Origin of the sequence: Egbenema bharatensis FJBBOT/2019, assembly GCF_048077055.1 — a bacterium.
GTDB lineage: Bacteria > Cyanobacteriota > Cyanobacteriia > Elainellales > Elainellaceae > Egbenema > Egbenema bharatensis.
On the sequence record NZ_CP182236.1, the window covers coordinates 5,189,490 to 5,212,750 of the forward strand.

16 protein-coding genes, 1 pseudogene and 1 CRISPR repeat array are annotated in these 23,261 nt (G+C 51.0%); of the genes and pseudogenes, 9 read left to right on the forward strand and 8 right to left on the reverse strand.

Annotation, left to right across the window (positions count from 1 at the left end; translation table 11 throughout):
* The first annotated feature begins 212 nt into the window (after positions 1–212).
* The 3 genes from ACM1PF_RS23995 (at position 213) to ACM1PF_RS24005 (ending at position 4,223) form a co-directional block, all read left to right on the forward strand.
* Entirely contained in the window at positions 213–1,421 is a 1,209-nt protein-coding gene (locus ACM1PF_RS23995; RefSeq protein WP_416667808.1) for a DUF3747 domain-containing protein, read from the forward strand.
* Between the two features lie 307 nt (positions 1,422–1,728).
* The gene (locus ACM1PF_RS24000) at positions 1,729–2,247 is read left to right on the forward strand and encodes a hypothetical protein (RefSeq protein ID WP_416667811.1); all 519 of its coding nucleotides are present in this window, start codon (positions 1,729–1,731) and stop codon (positions 2,245–2,247) included.
* An 809-nt stretch (positions 2,248–3,056) separates the two neighbouring features.
* Positions 3,057–4,223 carry a septal ring lytic transglycosylase RlpA family protein gene (locus ACM1PF_RS24005; RefSeq protein ID WP_416667814.1) on the forward strand — a complete coding sequence of 389 codons (1,167 nt, stop codon included), beginning with the start codon at positions 3,057–3,059 and terminating at the stop codon, positions 4,221–4,223.
* Between the two features lie 131 nt (positions 4,224–4,354).
* On the opposite strand, the gene ACM1PF_RS24010 is transcribed toward ACM1PF_RS24005, so the two are convergent.
* From ACM1PF_RS24010 to ACM1PF_RS24020, 3 genes are all read right to left on the reverse strand, one after another.
* A complete protein-coding gene (locus ACM1PF_RS24010) occupies positions 4,355–5,800 on the reverse strand; it encodes an MFS transporter (RefSeq protein WP_416667816.1) in 1,446 nt (481 codons plus the stop codon).
* 159 nt (positions 5,801–5,959) lie between these two features.
* Positions 5,960–7,555, reverse strand: coding sequence for an ABC transporter ATP-binding protein (locus tag ACM1PF_RS24015; protein WP_416676783.1), 1,596 nt, complete (start codon positions 7,553–7,555; stop codon positions 5,960–5,962).
* A complete protein-coding gene (locus ACM1PF_RS24020) occupies positions 7,480–7,842 on the reverse strand; it encodes a hypothetical protein (RefSeq protein ID WP_416667819.1) in 363 nt (120 codons plus the stop codon). Before ACM1PF_RS24020 ends, ACM1PF_RS24015 begins: the two co-directional genes overlap by 76 nt.
* 49 nt (positions 7,843–7,891) lie before the next feature.
* Between ACM1PF_RS24020 and ACM1PF_RS24025 the strand changes: the two genes are divergently transcribed.
* The 5 genes and pseudogenes from ACM1PF_RS24025 (at position 7,892) to ACM1PF_RS24045 (ending at position 12,906) form a co-directional block, all read left to right on the forward strand.
* Positions 7,892–8,539: a Uma2 family endonuclease gene (locus ACM1PF_RS24025; protein ID WP_416667822.1), complete on the forward strand. Its 648-nt coding sequence runs from the start codon at positions 7,892–7,894 to the stop codon at positions 8,537–8,539.
* 9 nt (positions 8,540–8,548) lie between these two features.
* A complete protein-coding gene (locus ACM1PF_RS24030) occupies positions 8,549–9,208 on the forward strand; it encodes a type I restriction endonuclease subunit R (RefSeq protein WP_416667824.1) in 660 nt (219 codons plus the stop codon).
* A gap of 128 nt (positions 9,209–9,336) precedes the next feature.
* Positions 9,337–10,254: pseudogene (locus ACM1PF_RS24035) on the forward strand (YifB family Mg chelatase-like AAA ATPase); the annotation flags it as partial.
* A gap of 40 nt (positions 10,255–10,294) precedes the next feature.
* Positions 10,295–11,809 carry a fdxN element excision recombinase XisF gene (gene xisF / locus ACM1PF_RS24040; protein ID WP_416667827.1) on the forward strand — a complete coding sequence of 505 codons (1,515 nt, stop codon included), beginning with the start codon at positions 10,295–10,297 and terminating at the stop codon, positions 11,807–11,809.
* Between the two features lie 86 nt (positions 11,810–11,895).
* Positions 11,896–12,906 carry a recombinase RecB gene (locus tag ACM1PF_RS24045; protein ID WP_416667829.1) on the forward strand — a complete coding sequence of 337 codons (1,011 nt, stop codon included), beginning with the start codon at positions 11,896–11,898 and terminating at the stop codon, positions 12,904–12,906.
* A gap of 37 nt (positions 12,907–12,943) precedes the next feature.
* Here ACM1PF_RS24045 and ACM1PF_RS24050 read toward each other — a convergent pair whose 3' ends face one another.
* The gene (locus tag ACM1PF_RS24050; RefSeq protein ID WP_416667832.1) at positions 12,944–13,294 is read right to left on the reverse strand and encodes a hypothetical protein; all 351 of its coding nucleotides are present in this window, start codon (positions 13,292–13,294) and stop codon (positions 12,944–12,946) included.
* A 237-nt stretch (positions 13,295–13,531) separates the two neighbouring features.
* Here ACM1PF_RS24050 and ACM1PF_RS24055 point away from each other — a divergent pair, with 237 nt between their 5' ends.
* Positions 13,532–15,382, forward strand: a complete 1,851-nt coding sequence (locus ACM1PF_RS24055; RefSeq protein WP_416667835.1) for a DEAD/DEAH box helicase — start codon at positions 13,532–13,534, stop codon at positions 15,380–15,382.
* Between the two features lie 89 nt (positions 15,383–15,471).
* A CRISPR array of direct repeats spans positions 15,472–19,177; the repeat unit is 35 nt; unit sequence GTGCTCAACGCCTCACGGCATCAGAGGTTCATCAC.
* A gap of 276 nt (positions 19,178–19,453) precedes the next feature.
* Here the strand turns inward: ACM1PF_RS24055 and cas2 are convergent.
* The 4 genes from cas2 to cas7i all read right to left on the reverse strand — a co-directional run bounded on the left by cas2 (position 19,454) and on the right by cas7i (position 23,243).
* Positions 19,454–19,747: a CRISPR-associated endonuclease Cas2 gene (cas2, locus tag ACM1PF_RS24060; RefSeq protein WP_416667836.1), complete on the reverse strand. Its 294-nt coding sequence runs from the start codon at positions 19,745–19,747 to the stop codon at positions 19,454–19,456.
* An 8-nt stretch (positions 19,748–19,755) separates the two neighbouring features.
* Positions 19,756–21,420, reverse strand: a complete 1,665-nt coding sequence (cas1, locus tag ACM1PF_RS24065; RefSeq protein WP_416667838.1) for a type I-MYXAN CRISPR-associated endonuclease Cas1 — start codon at positions 21,418–21,420, stop codon at positions 19,756–19,758.
* Positions 21,421–21,711: 291 nt separating this feature from the next.
* Positions 21,712–22,380: a CRISPR-associated protein Cas5 gene (gene cas5, locus ACM1PF_RS24070; RefSeq protein ID WP_416667839.1), complete on the reverse strand. Its 669-nt coding sequence runs from the start codon at positions 22,378–22,380 to the stop codon at positions 21,712–21,714.
* A complete protein-coding gene (gene cas7i / locus ACM1PF_RS24075) occupies positions 22,380–23,243 on the reverse strand; it encodes a type I-B CRISPR-associated protein Cas7/Cst2/DevR (RefSeq protein WP_416667842.1) in 864 nt (287 codons plus the stop codon). Before cas7i ends, cas5 begins: the two co-directional genes overlap by 1 nt.
* Positions 23,244–23,261 lie beyond the last annotated feature (18 nt).

The following is a 23,261-nucleotide window of genomic DNA, read 5'->3' on the forward strand; positions in this document are numbered from 1 at the left end:
TTTTGTCTATATATCAGTGCATTCACTGAGGAAACCTTCTCCGACCAATGGCTTGATATCCTAGGGCTAGCCAAGATTTGCAGCTTGCTGAATCTTAACGGTTGCAATCATAAAAATTTGCTATCTTGTACAGCCGATCGCCAACTTGACCCATTCACCTCAACCACTCTGACGGTACATCACAAGACGGTACACCACAAAACGTTGATGCTATGAGACTCTCTTTCCGAAAACTGACCGCGATCGCAGCAATTACTGCGTTGCTGACGATCCTATTTACAAGCCGACCTGTTCCCGCTGCTACATTTGGCCAACGCGAAGTCGATCAAAGTCGTTTTATTGCGATTGCGGCTCCGGTATCTGGGGGAGCAGGCCATCAACTGCTCATTTTGGAGCAACTGACCGAAGAACGTCCCTGCTGGCGGGAATTTGGTAGCCAGCCTGTAATTGTTGATCCGGTACTCACCAACTTTGACTTTACGGGGATTTGTGGGCGCAGTACGGATAGTAACGGTTACTCTGTGCGGGTCAATGGACAGGATATGGGGTTAGATTTCAACCTCCGCGTCCTCCGACGTGACAATGACCTGAGACTGTATGCCGTGTCTGGCACACGAGGTCAAAATGAAATTGAAATTGGTCGAGCCTACGGCACCACTTCCGATTTTGCCCGAATTTATCTGAACCCTGGCTGGCGGTTCACCAAGCGGACACTAGACGATCGCACCCTGGGACACGTTTACCTCACCTACGAAGGCCAGTTCCCACCCGCCCCGATCGCCGATCTGACTCCCCCACCCGCCCCTGAGTCCTTTGCCTTCCGCGATATTGCCAACGATACCTATGTCAGCGAAATTCAGCAGGCGGTTCAAATTGGCTTTATTTCAGGCTTTGAGGACAATACCTTCCGTCCCAGAGAAACGCTGACCCGTGAGCAATTGGTTTCAATGGTGCTGGAAGCCCTGGTGCGGGTTCCGGGACTGAACGTCACACTTCCCAATACTGCATCGAGCAGTCCTTACCGCGATGTGGATGCTGGTCGCTGGAGTGCTGCCAAGATTCAGTTTGCCCAGCAAAACAACATTGTCAGTGGCTACGAGGATGGCACCTTCCGTCCCACGCAAGCCGTCACCCGTGCCGAAATGATGGCGGTTCTCCGGCGAGCGGCTGAGTATGCTAAGTCTCGTCAGGGCGTTAGTACAGAACTGCAACCCACTCAACAAACGTTCACTTTCTCAGACACCTCAGGACATTGGGCAGAGTCACTGATTAGTCAAATGTCTGCTTACTGTGGAGTCGCCACTCCGCTGAATGAAGCTGGAACTGCCTTTGCGCCTAACACAGGCACTCAACGGAACTATGCGGCAGCGGCCACCCTGCGCATGTTGGAGTGTAATGCACCCCAAACGGCACGAAACTAAGATGTTGCCTTTGACGGAGTGTTGATGCCCTAACGACATCTATATAGATCTAATAGTCTCAGTAGATCGAAAATGAATTTGCATTTATGGCAACACCTGCATTTGATCCCCCTAAATCCTCCTTAAAAAGTGGGACTTCAAGCCTTTTTCGGATCGGTTCTCCCTTTTTCAAGGGGGGCTAGGGGGGATCTAAACAGGGTTTGCGATCGCCTGAGTCTAGAGATCTAACAGACATCCAAGAATATCTTGCTGAAGTGTCCTGCCATTCAGGGCACTTTTTTATTATTAGATGATAGAGTCCCCTGCAATGATCCAGATTTTGGACGAAGGCGATCGACTGTGGATTATCTCCTCTGTAACCTGGCAAGAACGACTTTTGTTTGCGTTCCTGGCTCTGCTCCCTCTGCTTGCGCCCTACGAACTGGTGCTCCGCATCCAATGGCGTGACTACCGACACCCGGTTTTTATCCTGGCGGCCTTCATCTCAATCGGAGCGATCGCCGTGAGCCTGCTATTTATTTGTGCTGCCCTGGCTGGATTAAATTTTCAAACGACCCTGGATACAACGCGCTCAACCTTCAGCTACTCTGAGTCTGCGCCAGTGATTCGATCGCGGACTCAAGTATTCCCGTTATCCTCGCTAGACAGCATTGAGATTCGCAGCCATGAATGGAGTGATGGTGCTCCCAGCTACTCCTTAATGATCAAAATCGGCAGAGCTACGTTTAAAGCGGGTTCATCCTGGTCGCGTCAAGAGATAGAACAGGCCAAAGCGCAGATCGAAGCGTTTTTAGACCGAGAATGTCCCCTTTGGCGATCGTCTTAATTTTTGGCTCTTAATTTTGGCTCTTAATTTTTGGCTCTTAAGCTTGAGTTCACTCTCTCCAGTTCCGGGAACCGCTATCCGCTTTACTTTTTACTGGTAGAAAATCTTCACCCCTTAGATTCCGTGAATTTGGGTAAAATCCTGATCCCAACCTGATGATTTTCAGCACATCGAAAACGTTGATTTTTCAGTTTTTTTACGGAGATGATTTCAGGAGAACCACGAATGGCGATCGGTTCAATCTTGGGTCTGAATCACAAACCTGCTCGCTTCTGGATGGGCTGCGGGTCAGTCTGACGGGGGCACAAGTTCCCATAGGTAAGTCAGGTAGTGGGTTTCCCCTGATTTCACCCGATTCAAACAAGAGAGTGCGTCGGTCAATCGTTCTTTACCGATGGACGAATTAAAACCAATCAGAAATCGTTGAAATCCTTTTTATAGATAAATAACCATTTAGATTTATACCGTTGCATCTCTGTGACTCTATAGAGATGTACATCTCCCATGAACCCAAAGAATAAGTGTGAAATTAATATAAAGTTTTCATGAAGCTGAAAAACAAAAAAATAGGGTAAAAACCTTGTCAGTAGGAGCATTTAGCCTTAAAGTGCTTTATGAAGCTTGTGTAAAGTTGTGCCAATCTCCTGGCTGTCCCTGATTCCCACTACAAAAACTTCATGTTAGTCTGTTGCAGTTCAGCTATTAGGAGCAAACCCGTAACGAGTACGAGTTAGTGAATGGACATTAGGTTTTTCATCTACCGCCTGTCCAATTGAAGTCACTCTCCTAGTACTATTTGTGAAGAGCGTATGAGTCAAAAACTTTGGAGCGGTTTAACCGCCGTCACTCTGTTAGTCACCACCATGGGAATTGCGCCTTTGAGCTACGCAAACCAGGCTGGCTCAGAGGACGGAAATGCAGAGGCTCAAGTTCCCACTCAGGAACCCTCAACCGATCGGGCAAATGCGGATTCCGCGCAGCCTGCGTCCGAGCCTGTTGCTTCTCAGTCTGACGAAGTTGTGAAAGTCGGAGAATACCAGTCCGAAGCCGAGACCGATTCTGAAGCCACTATCACTGAAATTTTTCCCCACGAAACTGGAGGAAGGGATGCAGCAACCCTCTATGTCAGAAATATTCCAGTTCTGACCTTCCTTAGCTCCGAAGAAACTTCCTCCGTCGGAGCACGTTCAGAGTCCGCATCCAGCAGCTCAACCGATTCAGAGGTTAAAGTTGCCAGTGTGCAAAATCACTCCAGCGATCGGACCGATTCTTCAACAACCAATGTTTCAGTTACCCGATCCAATGCGGCAACTGAAAGCGGGGCAGAGACAGAAAACGCTGATTCAAACGAACCTGTATGGCGAGCAACCTCCCTGGCGGCTCGGCTCAACCAACTCTACCGTGATGGTGTGGATGCGGATGCGATCCGGGCAGAATGGGACTCCCAGCAGCAACGCTACCTGATTAAGGTAGGCGATGACGAACTGGTTGAAATTAATTCAGACACCGTTTTGCCTCACACTACGCAAGACCTCGCAGAAGATACAGTACAGATCACTAACCTTCTGCGCCGACTGTTAGGAGATGCACCCCCAATTCAAAGCGTGGCAGGCGATCCACGTTACTCTAACCGAATCTCAGTTGGCCCGGTGCAGGTTTCCATCTCGGGAATGGCATCCTGGTACGGCCCAGGGTTTCACGGTAATTACAGTGCTAGCGGCGAAGTATTCAATGAGAATGCGTTAACAGCAGCTCACCGTACCTTGCCCTTTGGCACTCAAGTCAGAGTCACCAACATGGATAATGGACTGTCCGTCGTTGTTCGGATCAACGATCGTGGTCGATTTCACGGGAATCGAGTCATTGACCTCTCCACTGCGGCTGCCCGTTCGATCGGGTTAGTGCAGTCAGGAGTAGCTCCAGTGAATGTAGAGGTATTAGGTGCGACCCAATCTGCCTCTAGTACACAAGAGTAATACACCTCTTATTCACCTAATAGATTAAGATGCCACTTTGGCAAGTGTCATCTATCAAATGAATTAGGGCAAACGAGTTAGGGCACAGGTCAACTGTGCCCTTTGTTTTGCTTGCTATACAGTTTTGCTTGCTACACATCGCCTGCTCCCTCTACCCGTCGTTGCTTCGCCTGTTTGCGTTCTTCTAACTTCAGCAATATTTCGGTATGGGCTTCGCGGGTGATGGGATAAAAGTAGGTCACGATTAACCCCAGCACTAGAAACAGGGCAGGAAGAGGGCCGATCGTCGCTCGAATCGCCAGCAGGGCCGCAGGAGGTTGGACTTCAGCAGTTCCGTCAAATCCAGTGGTCTGGAGGGCAATACTGACTAAAAGTTGCCCCAGGGCTAAACCAATCTTTTGCAGAAACACCATAAAGCCGTAGAAAATTCCTTCCCGGCGCTGTCCGGTGCGTAGCTCATCCAGATCAATCACATCGGGAATCATTGACCAGGGCACCAGATAAGCGGTGGCGACCCCAAAGCCCGCCAGTACCGCATAGAAATACATCAGCCCCACCTGATCCGGTTGCAGGAAAACCAGCCCAATTTGGGCAATAATCCACACGGTCATTCCCATGAAGTAAACCGCTTTCTTGCCAACCCGCTTGCTGACCAGACTCCACACCGAAAGCATGATGACCGCCGTTCCCTGAACCGCCAGGGCCGCCTGCGCTGAATGTTGAGCCGGTAAACCCATCCAATCGGTGACGAAGTAGGGAATAATGGCCGCCGTATTCTGGAGCGCCAACCAGGAGAAGAGGTAGATTCCCACGACGCAGAGAAATGCCTTGTTGCTAAAAGCCAGCTTCAACTGCTGCAAATAGGGAATTGAAGTGGGAGCTTCTTCCTCCTCTTGATGCACTTCCGCAATTCTCCGTCGCGTTCCCAAGATGCAGAGATAGGGAGTCACGGTACAAAAGATCGCACCTAATCCGCCCAGGAGGAGATACTGCTCAACTGGATTTTCCAGCCTGGAGAAAATCACCTGCGCCATAATCAGGGCCAGGATGCCGCCGCTGACGGAAAAGGTAAAGCGGAACTGGTTCAGGCTGGTGCGCTCGTCGTAGTTTTTGGTTAGCTCTGGCGTGAGGGCACTGTAGGGCAGATTGACAGCAGTATAGGACGCATTAAAGAAAATACTGACCACTACGTAGAACCAGAACAAGGCGATCGTCTGCGTCCCATCATCTTCGCTGAACGCTGGAATCAGCCAACTGAGAAAGAACGAAATTCCCAGGGGCAATGCTCCACAAAACATCCAGGGATAGCGTCTACCCCAGCGGGACTTGGTGCGATCGCTCATTACGCCAATCAAGGGATCATTGACTGCATCCCAAATCCCACCGATCGTCCGGACACTGCCTGCCAGGACAGGAGGCAATCCGGCTACATTCGTCAGGAAAATCAACTGGAAGAACAGCAGGATATTGGCGCAAAGGGCGGTTCCAAAGTCGCCGATCGCATAGGCCAGCTTGGTCGTAACGCGGAGTTTACTTTGGACGACGGTTTGGGGTGGAGTGGGATGGGAGTCGGTCATGGAGAGTGAGGAGTGAGGAGTGAGGAGTGGGTAGGGGCGATTCGCGAATCGCCCGTACTAGGCAATGGGTAGGGGCGATGCTGTAGGGGGTTTAGAAATCGAGTTCAGTAGTTACACCGTACGCCAAATGTATGCTTATCGTAACTTGTCAGGAAACCCCTACTCCTGAAACTGCTGGGCATAAAAGCGGGCATAGCGTCCAGCCTGATCCAGCAATTCAGCATGGGTTCCCGATTCGACCACCTGACCCTTTTCCATCACCAAAATTCGATCGGCTCCGCGAATGGTGGCTAACCGATGGGCAATGATAAATACGGTACGCCCCTGCATCAGGCGTTCTAAGGCCTCCTGGACTAATGCTTCAGACTCCGAATCGAGGGCAGAAGTTGCTTCATCCAGGATCAGGATACGGGGATTCAGCAAGACGGCCCGGGCGATCGCAATTCGCTGCCGTTGACCGCCGGATAGATTGACTCCCCGCTCTCCCACCCAGGCGTGATAGCCATTGGAAAACTGACTGATGAACTGATGGGCATTGGCCACCTTGGCCGCTTCCTGCACAGCATCCAGGTCGAACTGTTTTTGTCCGAAGGCAATATTTTGGGCGATCGTCCCGGAAAACAGCACCGTCTCCTGGGGCACAATCCCGATCTGCCGCCGCAAGCTTCGCAGGGTGACATCCCGAATGTCTACGCCATCAATTAAAATTTGCCCTTGTTGGGGATCATAGAAACGGGGCAGCAAATTCACTAAGGTTGTTTTTCCCGCACCGGATGCTCCAACCAGAGCGATCTTTTCTCCGGGCAGGGCGAGCAGGTTGAGGTGATGAAGAATCCAAGGGGCAGAAGGGGAATAGGGAGTAGGGAGTAGGGAGTGGGGGGTAGAAAGGGGGCGTAGCTCTTGGGCAGGAGGGGCATTTTGTCTGTCTTCGATTTCCGACTCCTGATTTCCCACTAACTTCTGCTCCCGACTCCCGACTCCCGACTCCCGACTCCCCATTCCCTCATACCCAAAACTCACTTCCCGATACTCAACCTTACCCGTCACGGTTGGCAGTTCGATCGCCCCTGATTGCTCGACCACCGCAGGCTGAATTTGGAACAGTTCAAAAATGCGATCGACGGAGGCTTGACCTTGCTTGAATTCGTTGTAATTTTCGGTGATGTGGCCAACGGGATCAATCAGCATGGCGACGGCGACCACGTAACTACCAAACTGTTCGCCCGTGAGATTGCCCTGGGAAATTTGCCAACCACCCAGCAGGAGTAACAGGAGGACGGAGAGGGCGTACATGAAGCCCACAACAGGGAATTGAACCGCTTTTAAGTGGGCTGCGGCGTACTTTGCCTGACGGTTGCGCTCGGCTTCTTGACTGAACCGATCGACTTCATAATCTTCTGCGGCGAAGGCCCGCACCAGCCGAATGCCGCTAAATACCTCCGTCAGGATAGAAGACAGATCGGAAATCAAGTTCTGGCTGCGGCGAGAATACACCAGCATCCGATCGCCAAACCAGCTAATCAGTAAGCCCATCAGGGGCACGACGATCAGGCTGGCCAGGGTAAGTTGCCAGTTGAGGTAGATCATGTAGGCAAACACGGCGATCAGTTGCAGGACGCAGGGGGTGAAGTCATGCAACACTTTGTTCACCACTTCGCCAATCCGATCGATATCCTCGGTCAACCGATAGGACAAATCTCCCGTTGGGGCTTTCTCAAAGTAGCTGAGGCTGAGGGTTTGCAGGTGGGCGTACACCCGGTTGCGGAGGTCGAGGGCGATCGATAAGGCGGCCTGGCCATCCACGCATCTTGCCCATACTGAGCTAATTTTTGAACTAGAAAAATTCCGGCGACGATCGCGGCAGTTTGCGCCAGTTCCAGCACATTTCCCTGCACCAGGTAGCCCAGCAACAGTCCCGCAATCCATGCTAAAAGGGGCCAGCATAGGGTAAAAATCAGCGTACAGATAAACGCCTGGAGAATGGTTCGCCAGTGGGGACGCAGATAGGGCAGGAGGAGCCAATAGCTGGCACGGGATTTCATAAGTCGGACGGTGCAAAATTAAAGTAGGACTGACAAGAGGCATCATCTAATGGTGGCAATCGTACCACAGGCAAATACGCAACCCATCGGCGAAAAGCGAGTCACGTTACGCGGGTTGAACTGGCAGGCTTACCAACAAATTCTCCATGCCTTACCCCAAAGCCGAGGGGCACGTCTGACCTACGATCGCGGAATTTTAGAAATCACAATGCCGTTAGAAGATCATGAATTTGCCAGTCGGATGATTGAATTGTTTATCCGCATTCTGGTGTTTGAAATGGGTATGAAACTCAAAACAATGGGATCGACCACGATGGATCGAGCGGATCTCGATCGCGGTTCCGAACCCGATTGTGCCTACTATATTCAAAATCAGCCGCGAGTCGCCGGTCGCAAGGTTGACTTTACCCATGATCCTCCCCCAGATCTCGTTTTGGAAGTAGACATTACCCATACCGATATTGATAAGAATCGGCTCTATGCTGCGATGGGAGTGCCGGAGTTCTGGCGATTTAACGGACAGGAATGGCGCATTTTTCAACTGGAAGATGGAGCGTATCAAGAATGCGATCGCAGTCCCACCTTTTCCTGGGTTGAAAAGGAGTATTTATACCAATTTTTAGAACAGGCGCAACAGGATGAAATTGCTGCTGAAAAAACGTTTCGTGCCTTTGTTCAACAAAAACTTGCAAATTAGTATCACATCATGATTCAAGCCACTGCTATCACAAAAGCCATTCTCAGTTTTCGGGATGTGGAAGAAAAACTGGGTTTACAACGATCGCGCAATCCTAACTTTTTTCCAGAATGGCAAGGAACATTACCCCTCCTCACGGATAGGGAAACCGCTACACTCAATCGGCTTGCCGATCGCTATTTGCATTACCTGGAAGAAGGAGAGGTGAGTGAGGGGACATTGAATATCATTCTGCTCTCGCCTTTGCTTGATGCGTTGGGATTGTGTGATCCACCCTACCGGATTCGGGGAGAAACGTGGGTTGGCGTGCAAGCCTTTGTGGATAGTGAAGCGGGAAGAATTGAGCTAGAGGGACGTATTGATGCACTCACGATCCAGGATGAGTTTTGGTTAGTGGTGATTGAAGGCAAACGGGGTGGATTTAATGTACTGCGGGCAGTTCCCCAGGCAATTGCCTATCTGTCGGCAACTCCACACCCCGATCGTCCGGTTTATGGGCTGGTTAGCAATGGCTATGATTATTTGTTTATCAAAAAACACCACCAAGAGTTTGCCGTATCCCACAACTTTTCGTTGCTGTCTGATGTCGATCGCAACTTGCCAAAAGTTGGGCAAATTCTCAAACATTTAGTTCAGATCAGTGCCCCAGCCTTGGGGGACGATGAATGATCGACGACTACCCGAATCCCGGAAATGAAATAAAGTTAGCCTGACAACTCAGGTTGATACAGAGCTTTACGCCTCCATTTCGGGCACTCTAGCGTTAGTGGCTTCATCGATAGAGGATCAGAGTAACGATGCTGGCAAGGGTTTGGAGTGCATCATTAGTGGGGATCGACGCAGTGCGGGTGGGGGTGGAAGTTGATATTGCGGGCGGACTGCCGGGGGTGGTGGTCGTGGGTTTGCCCGATACTGCCGTGCAGGAAAGCCGGGAACGGGTGAAAGCGGCCCTGAAGAATGCGGGGTATGCCTTCCCGATGCGAAAGGTGGTGATTAACCTGACTCCAGCAGACCTACGGAAAGAAGGGCCCAGTTTTGATCTGCCGATTAGTGTAGGCATCCTGGCGGCTTCGGAACAGGTGAATACGCAACTGCTGGACGATTACCTGTTTCTGGGGGAAGTCTCCCTAGATGGATCACTCCGTCCGGTGGCGGGCGTTTTGGCGATCGCAGCCGCCGCTCAACGGATTGGCTGTAAAGGGTTAGTGGTTCCGGCGGATAATGCCCGGGAAGCGGCAGTCGTGCAGGGGATCACGGTCTATGGCTTTCAGCACCTTCTGGAAGTGGCGGATTTTCTCAATGATCCCAGTCGCTATCAGCCAACTCAGGTGAATGGGATCGAGGAATTAATGCGATCGCGTTCTCTCTCGCTGGATCTGAAGGATGTGAAGGGACAGGCTTACGCTCGTCGGGCGTTGGAGATTGCAGCGGCAGGAGGACATAATTTGATCTTTGTTGGGCCACCTGGAAGTGGGAAAACCATGCTGGCTAGACGATTACCGGGGATCTTACCCGCGCTTTCCTTTGATGAAGCCTTGGAGGTGACGCAGATTCACTCGGTTGCCGGATTGTTGGAGGAGAAAGGATCGTTGGTGGGAGAACGGCCCTTCCGCAGTCCCCATCATTCCGCGTCTGGGCCGTCCCTGGTGGGGGGAGGCAGCTTTCCCAAGCCAGGGGAAATTTCCCTGTCCCATCGAGGAGTCTTATTTCTGAATAATTAAACAATAGCAAGTGCAATGCAGTACACTAATCTGCATGAGGATTATTGGATACGCCAGGGTTTCAAGTCGAGAGCAAGCCGAAAACTCTCATGCCCTAGAACAACAAATTGAACGTCTTAAAGCCGCTGGAGCTACAGAGATCCTGTCAGATGTTGAGTCCGGAACCAACAACGATCGCATTGCCTTCAATCAGGTCATCGATTTGGTTAAGTCCAGGGCCGTTGACGGAGTGATTGTGACCCGCCTCGATCGCCTGACTCGATCGTTGCCAACCTTGCGGGTTGTCGTTAATCAGTTTCAGCACACAAGTGTCAACCTCTGTGCCCTGGATGACAATATCAATCTGTCCACAGCCGCCGGGAAATTTCATCTCAATATATTAGGGTCGTTGGCAGAGATGGAAGTCGATCGCCTCAGTGAGCGAGTCAGGCATGGTTGGAGCCATCTTCGAGATCGCAAGGTCGCCATGAATCCCCCCTTCGGATACACCAAAGTGGACGATCGCCACAAGCTAGATCACAGTCCGTTTCTATCCTTGCTGATGTGTCCGGTGGAACCGCTCCTAGATCGGAATACTCAGCGTCCAATAGATCACCCCGTCGAGTATTCAAAGGCGATGATTGCTGATTGTCTCATCAATAGCTTTCTGCAATACCGCACCCTACGACGTGCGCTTCGTTGGATGAATGAAACCTACGGAATTCAAACCTTTGCCCATAACAACGCCAATGGTAAACCCCGTGGGGGAAGGTTAGCCCAGCAGATGTTCCGGTTCAGCCCAAGTGGATTTAAAGAATGGTTGATCAATCCTGTCCTGCAAGGTCATACCTGTTATCTACGGAAGCGGAATGGTCAACGGCTAAAACCAGAAAACTGGGACATCCGCCATAACACTCATCCTGAGCAAGCATTAGTTACGACTGTAGAAGCTCAACAGATTGAAGCAATTCTTAGTCATAACCGCCAGGTACGTGGATATGGTTCAACAGCCCTAAAGTACCCCCTAAGTGGACTAGTCTTTTGCGGAGAATGTCGCTCTGCCTGCTATTCCACCTGTGGACGCAAAAATTATAAGCACCCAGAACGTGGTTTTAATTACTACTTCCAATGTAAAAATTGGCGTGTACGGAGCTGCACCCAAAAGACGACTGTTCGGATGGAAGTTGCAGAGCAAGCTGTCATTGAAGCCCTGACTCAACGAAGTGAAACCATTAGCCAAATTGCTCAACTTCCCCCAGAACAACAGGAACCCCTTGAACTGAAAGAACTACGTCAGCAACTCAAGCAACTGGAATCGATACCAGGGCATAATCCAGTCATTGAGGGTGCTAAACGTGAACTGCGGCAACAAATTGATGCCTACCAGTATCAGCTCAAGCAAGACGATACAGCAAAATCAGCAAACCGTGACTTACTTCTACAGGTCTTTGGCGATCGGTCTTACTGGAAGACGCTGCTGGACTCAGAAAAGCGGGAAATTTACCGTGCTTTGGTGGATCGGGTCATCATGCGAGATGGGCAGGTTGAACAAGTCCAGTTGAAGGTATGACCTTTAAATCAAGTCAATCAAGTCAATGAGATTTCACCAATGACAAATCACGAGATCAGGCAAAATCGCTTTGGACAAGAGATTCAATGCTAGTCCGCACGGGAAGCCACTGGAGCTTTGAGAGTGAACGAGCTTTGGAAAACATCGTCGCTGACCATCTCCAGTCCTTGCTGTCCCTCAACCTACTCCACCGTCAGTACCTTTGCCAGGGGGAGATTTGCGATCTGGTTGCTACGAATGTCGATCGCCAGCTTGTCATCATTGAACTGAAGAATAGTGAAGACCGCTACATTGTCCAGCAGTTAACCCGCTACTACGAAAGCCTTACCCTGGAGCAACCCTGGTCAGACCAGCTTGACTACACCCAACCCGCCCGCCTGATTGCCATTGCACCCAGCTTCCACCGTCATAATTTCATCGATCGCAAGTACAATCGCCTCAGCCTGGAATTCTTTACCTTCCAGGTCATCCAACAGCAGGAGAGGTTCTGGCTCCAACTCTCATCCGTTGATGCCCACGACACTACATCCATTCCTCTCAACTACACCGAGGTCAGTCTCCCGCCAGACGACGACTTGCCTGCTCCCCCCCAACGCTTGTTGGAAGCTTTAGGAGCGATGCCACCGGATGCCCAGCAAACTATCCTGGCTTTACGCGATCGGGTTCTCCGCTTTGACCCACGTATCCAAGAAGTTGAAACGGCTGAGTCGATCGGCTATGGGCGAGGGCAAAAGAACTGGTGTGTTGAGTTGTCCTTTGACCGCAAGCAGTCTGGCCCAATTCTATTTCTGTGGCTTCCTCTGTTGAGCCATCGACATAAGAAAGCGATCGGACGGCATCGGATTTGGACAGACTGGGCAACGATACTGTACTGGGCGCATGTGCCCTCTGGGTTAGGGCAAGCTAAACCGATGGAAGAATGGCAACAGATTCCACCAGAGAAACATCCCCGCAAGACTTTGGCAGGTGGCAAGTTTAAGTACGTGGCGAACGGCTTCAGCCCTAATGTTGCCCTTCACTTCGGCTGTACAGAGCAAACGGCATCTCTTCAAGCGATCGTCGATGCGGCTCTCCAGCAGTGGCAGGCAAGACTGTAACTTTAACGACGCTTCACAACCAAAGGTTTTGTCTCACTCACACCCAATCATCCTTCCAACCACAGTGAGCGCAATCCCAATGCACCAGCGGTGGATAGGTCGGTAAAATCGGCATCTCACATTCAGGACATCGCCCTGTAAACATAGGATGCCTGTCCAACAACTGCAACTGCTCGGCTTGGCTCCACCGCTGCTCTGGCTGAAGAATCAGTTCCCCGTTGTAATAGCTGGCTCCAATCGGCTCCCAAACTTCCTCTGGTGCCGCATCTGGGTTAATCCGAAAATCTGGGCATTCGTCCTCATCTACCCCAGTAGGATGAACCGCACAGATCAGATGGGAATTATGGGCATAAAGCAGGCAGCGATCGCACTCTGGGAGTTTAGGCATTTAGCGAAAGTTCCTTTGAGTCTCTTAAACTATATTGTTCGAATAAATGTTCAGAAGGAAAATTAATCATGGGCTGGGAGGACATAGCTTGGTACTCAGGGTTGTTCGCCTATCCTCTAGTTCTTCAGCCTATAATTCCCAATCCTAAAATTCCCAATCCTATGGCTGGCTACTGCATTACTGAATCACTTCACAATTTGGGAATACTGAGATACAACTGCTCCATCCCCTTGCCCTATGGCGATCCTCATTCCCTCCTACTCCACCTGTGCCCAGCGCATGACTCCTGGAGAACGTCGGCTAGCCCAACGGCTTGAACAAAAGCTAGAAGATGATTATCTACTCTGGTACGATGTGGCGATCGGCTCCAGGCAACTCCACCCTGATTTCATCATCCTGCATCCCCAACGCGGCATCTTTGTTCTGGAGGTGAAAGACTGGAAGTTCAGCACGATTGAGCAGGTCGATCGTCAATCAGTCCGTTTGCTCACCGATACCGGGATCAAGTCCGTTCAAAACCCGTTAGATCAGGCAAGGGGATATGTGCTGGCGATCGTCAAACTCCTGGAGCAAGATAAACTGCTGACCCAAGCTGATGGTCGTTACCGGGGTAAGCTGGCCTTTCCCTACAGCTATGGTGTGGTATTTCCCAACATCACCCGCAGGCAGTTTGATGGTGCAGAGGGACTGTATCAGGTGTTTGAGTCCCATTTGACCATTTGCAAAGATGAAATGTACGAGTCTGTCGATTCAGGAGACTTTCAGCAGCGGCTCTGGAACCTGTGCAGCTATGAATACGGAGAACCCCTCACCTCCCCCCAGATCGATCGCATCCGCTGGCACATCTTTCCCGACATCCGCATTGACCACACTCAGCTCTCTCTATTAGACGAGGCAGAACCGGAAGTGGTCATTCCTGATCTGCTGCGGGTTTTAGATCTTCAGCAGGAGCAACTTGCCCGTAACCTGGGAGACGGTCATCGGGTAGTACATGGGGTGGCTGGCTCTGGGAAGACCTTGATTCTGGTGTATCGCTGCCTGGAGTTGGTGGAGCAAATGAATCAACCGATTCTCATCCTCTGCTTTAACGTCGCCCTGGCGGCCAAACTGCGGCAGATGCTCCATGAAAAGGGAATTGGCGATCGCGTAGTGGTGCGCCATTTTCATGGCTGGTGTTCTGACCTGCTGAGGCAATATCACCTTGATAAACCCAGCTCTAACCAGTTCAGAGGAGAAGCCTATGTCCGGGAGCTGGTGCAGTGCGTGATTCGGGCAGTGGAGGCAGGGCTAATTCCAGCGGGGCAGTATGGAGCGGTGATGATTGATGAAGGGCATGACTTTGAACCAGAATGGCTGAAGCTGTCCGCACAAATGGTTAACCCCCAAACCAATTCACTGCTGGTGCTCTATGACGATGCCCAAACCATCTACGAGAAACGCCGACGGCAAAAGTTGAACTTTAAGCAGGTTGGGATTCAGGCGCAGGGCAGAACCACCGTTTTGAAACTCAATTACCGCAACACCCAGGAAGTCTTAGCTGTCGCCTATGCCTTTGCCCAGGATGTGTTTGCTGCCACCGCCGCGACAGAAGAAGATACGCCGGTGTTAGTGCAGCCCCAAAGTGCCGGACGACGGGGAGCCAAACCCGAACTGGTTCGCTTACTCAGCTCTCGCCAGGAAATGGCATACCTGATCGAACGAGTGCAGCAATGCCATGAGCAGGGAACCGCCTGGAAGGACATGGCGATCGTCTACCGGGATAGGGACATGGGAGAACAGATTGCCAAGCAACTCAAAGCCGCCCTACTTCCGGTGGAGTGGATTAATGAAACCAAGGAGAGCCGCAACTATCACCCTGCCCAAGACAGTATCAAGCTGGTGACGATGCATTCGAGTAAGGGGTTAGAGTTTCCCGTGGTGTTTGTTGCTGGGGTTGGTTTGATGCCTCATCCCCATGTTCCCGTTCAGGAAGATGCGCGGCTGTTGTATGTGGCCATGACCAGGGCGATCGATCGGTTGGTAATGACCTGCGATCGTCCGTCTCGGTTTGTCAAGCGGTTGGAAGTGGCGTTGAGGAAGGTAGCGTAAAAATATACTGATGCCCAAATCTATGTAGCATATTGAATCTTTGCTGATTAAGGTCAATCAAGACATTCCGTGTTTGGGCAATACGAGGTGTGCTCAACGCCTCACGGCATCAGAGGTTCATCACCAATCACCAAACGAATCAATCTCAGATGCCCTGGGTGCTCAACGCCTCACGGCATCAGAGGTTCATCACCCGATGAATCGGTCGTGTTTGCGCGGGTTAAATAGTGCTCAACGCCTCACGGCATCAGAGGTTCATCACGAGATAACAGCATCAGAGCGGGAACTAGAACGGGCGTGCTCAACGCCTCACGGCATCAGAGGTTCATCACAAGGCCTCGTCGGGGTTGGAGGTTTTCGTCATCGGTGCTCAACGCCTCACGGCATCAGAGGTTCATCACTTGTTCGTTCATCCCCAAAACACCCGAAAGCCTCAGTGCTCAACGCCTCACGGCATCAGAGGTTCATCACGTTTCCCTCATGCTTGATGCACTCGACAGCCGAGTTGTGCTCAACGCCTCACGGCATCAGAGGTTCATCACGACCGTTGCAACGCGAATGGGCTGCACTTATAGCAAGTGCTCAACGCCTCACGGCATCAGAGGTTCATCACGACCGTTGCAACGCGAATGGGCTGCACTTATAGCAAGTGCTCAACGCCTCACGGCATCAGAGGTTCATCACAACCGATGTCCACCGGAACCATCCGATCGTCCTACCGGTGCTCAACGCCTCACGGCATCAGAGGTTCATCACGAGTCTGCCCTTGCTATCTCACGAGAGTTAGGGCTGGGTGCTCAACGCCTCACGGCATCAGAGGTTCATCACTGGCTATCGCGTCAACAAAATCGGCGCGTTTAGCGTGTGCTCAACGCCTCACGGCATCAGAGGTTCATCACACAGAACCCTTGCCAGTGGTTAGATCTCCAATAAAGTGCTCAACGCCTCACGGCATCAGAGGTTCATCACCCCAGGGATGGTAACGGGCACTTGCACCGGCTCGATGTGCTCAACGCCTCACGGCATCAGAGGTTCATCACCCTGCCCCAGGATAAACAGGTCGTACTTTCCCCTAGTGCTCAACGCCTCACGGCATCAGAGGTTCATCACCTCATCAAGATCACCATTCTCCATCAGGATTTGAGCCGGTGCTCAACGCCTCACGGCATCAGAGGTTCATCACACCTCCTTCTGGCGTTGCACCTCTGCCAGTTGGTGTGCTCAACGCCTCACGGCATCAGAGGTTCATCACGTAAGCAGGTTAACAATGTTGCTATAAGTGCAACCGTGCTCAACGCCTCACGGCATCAGAGGTTCATCACTAATGAGGCCCGTTGATGGTGGTAATACGGGCTTGTGCTCAACGCCTCACGGCATCAGAGGTTCATCACCAACCCCTTGGCGGCGGAAGTCCACCGCCCATTCTGTGCTCAACGCCTCACGGCATCAGAGGTTCATCACAACCGAAATGATTTCTGAGTTGACCTGTTCTCCCTGGTGCTCAACGCCTCACGGCATCAGAGGTTCATCACGATTTTAAGGGTGTGGGCTGTGTCGTTCGCAAAATGTGCTCAACGCCTCACGGCATCAGAGGTTCATCACTACTGCATTGGAGCGGCCCGCTTTTCGGCTTGCTGTGCTCAACGCCTCACGGCATCAGAGGTTCATCACTGCCCAGCTCTAGCCCAGAGCAAAACATCATCGATGTGCTCAACGCCTCACGGCATCAGAGGTTCATCACCCATCAGTACCTCTTTAGCCCTCCTAGGGCTAGCAGCGTGCTCAACGCCTCACGGCATCAGAGGTTCATCACTAACCTATCAAGTGCAATATCTGCAAGGGATTTATGTGCTCAACGCCTCACGGCATCAGAGGTTCATCACCATCGGTGGTGTGAGAATTCGCAGCATCAGTCGAATGTGCTCAACGCCTCACGGCATCAGAGGTTCATCACCACCTGGCTGCTCTGGGTGGCAACCAGTGCAAAGTAGTGCTCAACGCCTCACGGCATCAGAGGTTCATCACATGTTGCCTGACCCATCGGTGAGAATGCTGCCAATGTGCTCAACGCCTCACGGCATCAGAGGTTCATCACGTGATCGCGCAATCGTTTGTCAGGCGGGCGCGATGTGCTCAACGCCTCACGGCATCAGAGGTTCATCACGCTGTCTGCGGCGAGTGTTGTTTCTGGGGCAAGAGTGCTCAACGCCTCACGGCATCAGAGGTTCATCACCTGCATTGAGTTTCATCAGTGGGAGCAGAAAGCTTGTGCTCAACGCCTCACGGCATCAGAGGTTCATCACAGGGCTACAACTACAAAGGTGATGATTTTCTCCAGGTGCTCAACGCCTCACGGCATCAGAGGTTCATCACCCGCAACGGCTGTATGCTCAAACTTGGGTCTTTTCTCCAACGTGCTCAACGCCTCACGGCATCAGAGGTTCATCACTACTAGCCAGGGGACGGTCTTTCTACCGTACTTAGTGCTCAACGCCTCACGGCATCAGAGGTTCATCACCTTTTGCCGCAATCAACCCATATCAGCGTAAAAAGTGTGCTCAACGCCTCACGGCATCAGAGGTTCATCACTTGCCCTTCCTCAATCCAGCAATGGGTTATCCCTGAGTGCTCAACGCCTCACGGCATCAGAGGTTCATCACCACAAAGCCACCAGTGATACTGGCTTAGGATTCCTAGTGCTCAACGCCTCACGGCATCAGAGGTTCATCACCTCCTTCATCGCTTCACGATCGGCTCTGGCTTCCTGTGCTCAACGCCTCACGGCATCAGAGGTTCATCACGCCAACCTTCCTTTCCGGAGCAAAAATTGTATCCGTGCTCAACGCCTCACGGCATCAGAGGTTCATCACACCTAACCCCGATATCTATTCCTTTTCCCCACATCCGTGCTCAACGCCTCACGGCATCAGAGGTTCATCACCTGCTCAAACCTTAGTTAGGGATCTCGAAGGGTTGTGCTCAACGCCTCACGGCATCAGAGGTTCATCACGCCGCGTTCTTTGAGGGAAGTTTTTTTCATTCGTACGTGCTCAACGCCTCACGGCATCAGAGGTTCATCACTCCCTGTTTGCGCGACCACCCGACACGCCGAATTTCAAGTGCTCAACGCCTCACGGCATCAGAGGTTCATCACATGGCGTTTCCCGAAACAGTAACTCTCCCTCCTGCGTGCTCAACGCCTCACGGCATCAGAGGTTCATCACTGGACGCTGGATATTCAACAACCGGAACCCCCCCTTGTGCTCAACGCCTCACGGCATCAGAGGTTCATCACAAGATTTTTTATCTTTCGTCGCCACCATCGCCTGGTGCTCAACGCCTCACGGCATCAGAGGTTCATCACATCTCGAATCTAAGCGACTGCTTGAGAGTCGGTAGAGTGCTCAACGCCTCACGGCATCAGAGGTTCATCACGGAACTGATATTATCGGAACAGTCCACCCAACCATGTGCTCAACGCCTCACGGCATCAGAGGTTCATCACGCACCCTGGCTTCTACACATCCGCCCAATAAACAAGTGCTCAACGCCTCACGGCATCAGAGGTTCATCACAGGTTCATCACACCCCGTTAGAGCTACAGCAACTCATCCCCTGCACGTGCTCAACGCCTCACGGCATCAGAGGTTCATCACGGGCTGATTCGTGCTGTCAAGGGGGCGGCCCAAGTGTGCTCAACGCCTCACGGCATCAGAGGTTCATCACCAGGCGTTGCTGAATTGCCTCAGCCGTCATTGACGTGCTCAACGCCTCACGGCATCAGAGGTTCATCACGCCGATAGCCAAAAGCCTTGATACAAGCCAACTAGCAGACCAATTTGCAAGCATCATAGAACTTTTAAGCATGGTGTGTTTTTTAACTTCTCATTCATCTATTTTACCCAAACCAGCAAACCTAGCAAATGCTTGTTTTGTAAAGGTTTGAGTAAATTTGCAAGCATCTCCTGCACTTTGTAAATCCTAGAATCATTGATTCAGACCTAGTTTCACCCTGTTTCATACAATTTTGGCTTGAACAAACAGTGATCCATGCGCTCCAATCCTTCCAGGCTAGAAAATTCGATACTGCTCTTGTTGCACAGTCCAAACCTCTGGACGGTTACAAGCTTGGATTCGAGTCACACACCGATCGCATAATCCAGCGATCAACAGGCTGTCCTCTGGAGACAAAATTTTCTCCAACTCCCATCGTAGTTTTTCTCGTTCTCTTTGCGTTAACCGACACCGTATGATCGAATATTGCAGCGTCTCACCGTAACCCTTGAGTAACTGGTAAGCTTTGCGCCACCGTTTTGGATCGCGGATGTCGTAGCAGATCAGGTAATAATTCTTCGATTCAGACATCACACACCTCACCGAATCACGAGTTGTGCGAACAGACCACCTTCACCCATCCACTCCTTCTCTAAGAGCCTGACTTCCAGTTCAATGAGCCGACGATAGGTAAGTGAATAACCTGTTGCAGGATGTTTCCAGCTTTCCTCCTTGCGGCGTTCATAAAGACTGATAAATTTACGCCGACCGCTTTCAGAAAGCCATACTTGGCTACCTCGAATCTCGAAATCTGCTTGAACATCCCACTGATTTCGATTAATTGATCCCATAATCGGCAGATCAACCAGAGGAACGCGAAAGATCTCCATTAAGTCCAGAGCCAAAGGTGAAGCCTGAGTTCGCGGCTGATGGTAGAACCCAAGGGCAGGCTCTAATCCAACCACCAAAATGGCATTCATAACATCCTTCAGCAACAGAGCATAACCAAAACTTAGCAAGGCATTAAACCGATCCTGCGGTGGGCGACGATTACGTCCTGAAAACCGAAACTCTGGAGATGCATTCTCAGACAAAAGGTGAGGCAAACCCTCAAAGTACAAAGCCGCTATGTTGCCTTCTAACCCCAGCAGAGAAGGGATAGATTCAGCCTGCGGCACCTGCTTGAGAATCCGCTGCATCTGCTCGATCGCCTGCGTCACAACATCCGAAGTGCTGTTCTCACCTCGTTGTCCCCGCATCAAAAACTTGCGCTGGCTTTGCCCACGACAATTAACCAACTGCCGCGACAACTGTAGGCATCGCTCTGGGTCGCTAAGAGCTTTGTACTGCCGGATGCGACGCTGAATGCTGCCTTGACGAGTATCAAAGCTGCCCAGATAACGACCACCTCCAGAGATGAAATGCACCCCAATATCATGTTCAGCACAAAAGTACAGAGCCTGGGTCGAAAGTTGAGCATAGCTATGCAGGACAAGCTGGCCCACTTCACGAGATGGAATGACATCGACTGAACGATCTTTACGAGTGATTTTGAACTGTTCTCCACTCTTACCAACAGACGTGCCTGGCTCAAGAATGTGAATGATTTGGCGATCGTCATCTTCTGGGAACAACCGAGATGGATAGGGCTTGTTCCCCTGGGTTAAACGCACTTCTTCGGGCAAACAAACGGGAGCCAGTGAACAGCGAACGCACAGTCGTTCATTGGTCGTTACCGGAGGACGTTCAGTAGATAGTCGTAATTGCCGTGCCTGTTGAATCGCAGCCTGAACATCCTGTCGCCCACTTTCATCCAGGGGCACATGAACCAAAACATTATCAGCGTGATAGCGAATCCGCCCTTCTGGAACCGTTATCCCCAGAACAGCCTCAATCAAACAGGCATAGGCAAGGATTTGCAGGCGATCACTTTCCCATGCCTGGGGTTGATTATTTTCTCCCCGATGGCAACGTCCTCGTTTGTGTTCATAGGGGATGGTTTGACCGTTACGAGTGCGAAGGGCATCCACTTTCCCCCGAAGTCCTAACGCTTCATTCTCCAGGGTTAAAGATACCCACTCGTCCCCTTCATCCTTCTCAAGCTCGACGTGCAACCTGCGCCCAGCAAAAACGCGATCGTCTTGAGTGTAAAGTTCTTCCACCTCTTCCAGGTAGAAGAGACGCGGACAATAGGCTAGAGCGTGTAGTGCGCTCACACGAATGGTTTCCTGCAATTCAGCAGGATGAGTGACGATTGTATTCATAACAGGAAAAGCTCAAAAGGTCGGGCGATTGCAGTAATGCAGTCAGCCTTACATCTAATAAGGCAGGCTCTCTACAGAGAAATTTACGCAGATGTACCCTTTTTGAGAACCTGAATACACCTGTATTTCGGTGTTTTGCAGGATCGGTTCAGATCAAAGGAAATGAGGAAAACGCCTAATGGCATCTGAGGTTTGCTCATGCAACTACACACATCTATTCAGAAAATATTTAGTTTTCAAGGTTCAAAGCTTTCAATACTAGGTTCAAGCCAATCAGAAACTTAAACGCTTTTAGCTAGATCGCTGTCCACGCTTAGTTCTTGATTTGGTTGCCTGAACAGGTACAGGAGAATGAATTCTTACCCAACAATTTTCACTAAATTCTCCTAAGCTGAACCGTTGGAATGTTCCTTGTTCTGACTTGCGATCGATCCAGACAGGTAGACTGATCAAACCTCGGTTATCTGTAACCAACCAACGGATTGAACCATCCTCTTCTCGGTATGTCCGAATTCCATTGATCATTGCCCAAGATTCACCTAGACTCAAGCCGCCAAAACGAGTGATTTGGGATGGGTTAGAGAGGGCGATCGCTACTCGCTCTGCTAATTTTACAGTTGCTACCTCTTCACTCGAATCAATCTGAACCGACACTTGTAAATCGGTCAAAAGCTCCTGGAGGTTAGGTTTGGAGAACTTGCTGGTAGGGTATGTACCCATATGGGTCTTGCTGAACTTGTGATGCCGCTGCTTTCGCACAATCCGAGAGATAGGTGGATTATTTCCGATAATGCCAATCGCCAGTTTCACCCCTCGATGGGCTTCCATGTCCACTTCTCCAATAAGGGAGAGCAGTAAGCCGTAAACTGTTGAGGGAGGTGGATACTGGTAGGTTTCTTTGTAGTCCCGTGCAAAGCTGCGAGGGAAGCTAGTGCAGGGACAATCAAGATACAACTGCATCAGGCGGAAACCTCCGTTTCGGTTAGGCTCTTCTTGGCAAACATAATTGCTTCTTTCACCCCACGGCAAACCTTTACCCCTAAGTCAGTTAGCTTTTCTCCATAGGGCGTATCGGCAATCTCGCCCGCCACAATCAACTCACTGGCGGTAACATCTCCAACCTCTACCAAACGTAGCAACTTAGGACAACCAATGGTGTCTCCCATCCGCTTAAAGCTATCCATGATCCAAGGGCTGGGATCTGAGGTAACGCGAATCACAATTGACTCTGGGCGGAAGTCGTACAGAAACCGCGCATGGTTGCCACCGACATGACGAACTGCACCAATTGCATCCAGTACCACCGCTGCACGGCTTGCATCTTGGAGGCTTTCGGGGGTAAGGGCGATCGTGTATTGGTAGGCGGTGCAGTGAACCTCAGTGCTATGGATAGAAGTTTTACCTTTTGTCCCGCCTTTAGAGCCAAATGCCACATCACCCCAAAATGGATCAAGGCTAATGGCACGGCTGATTTCTAAAGCTCCCCGTCGTTTGGTTGTAGCATCTTCATTATCTTTGCCCTTCTTGGCATCCATAAAACCAAACAGGTCATCATCAATGAACTTTTTAGGGCTGAATTTTTCGTCCTTAAAATTGTACTGATCCTTATCCGGATCAAATGTGCGATTGGTTTCGTCAGCGTTGGTATTTTGCAAATACTCCCGTAATCCCCAACGAATGGCTTCAGCACTGACCGTTGTATATTGATCGTTGCCACGGGTAATTTTTTGAAGCGTTGATAGTGTGCTGCCGTCTCCTTCTCCACGGTTATTAGCTGCTACAGCAGTCGAGGTTACGATCGTTGCGAATAGATGTTGAGACATGGTAACTCCTCCAAATTT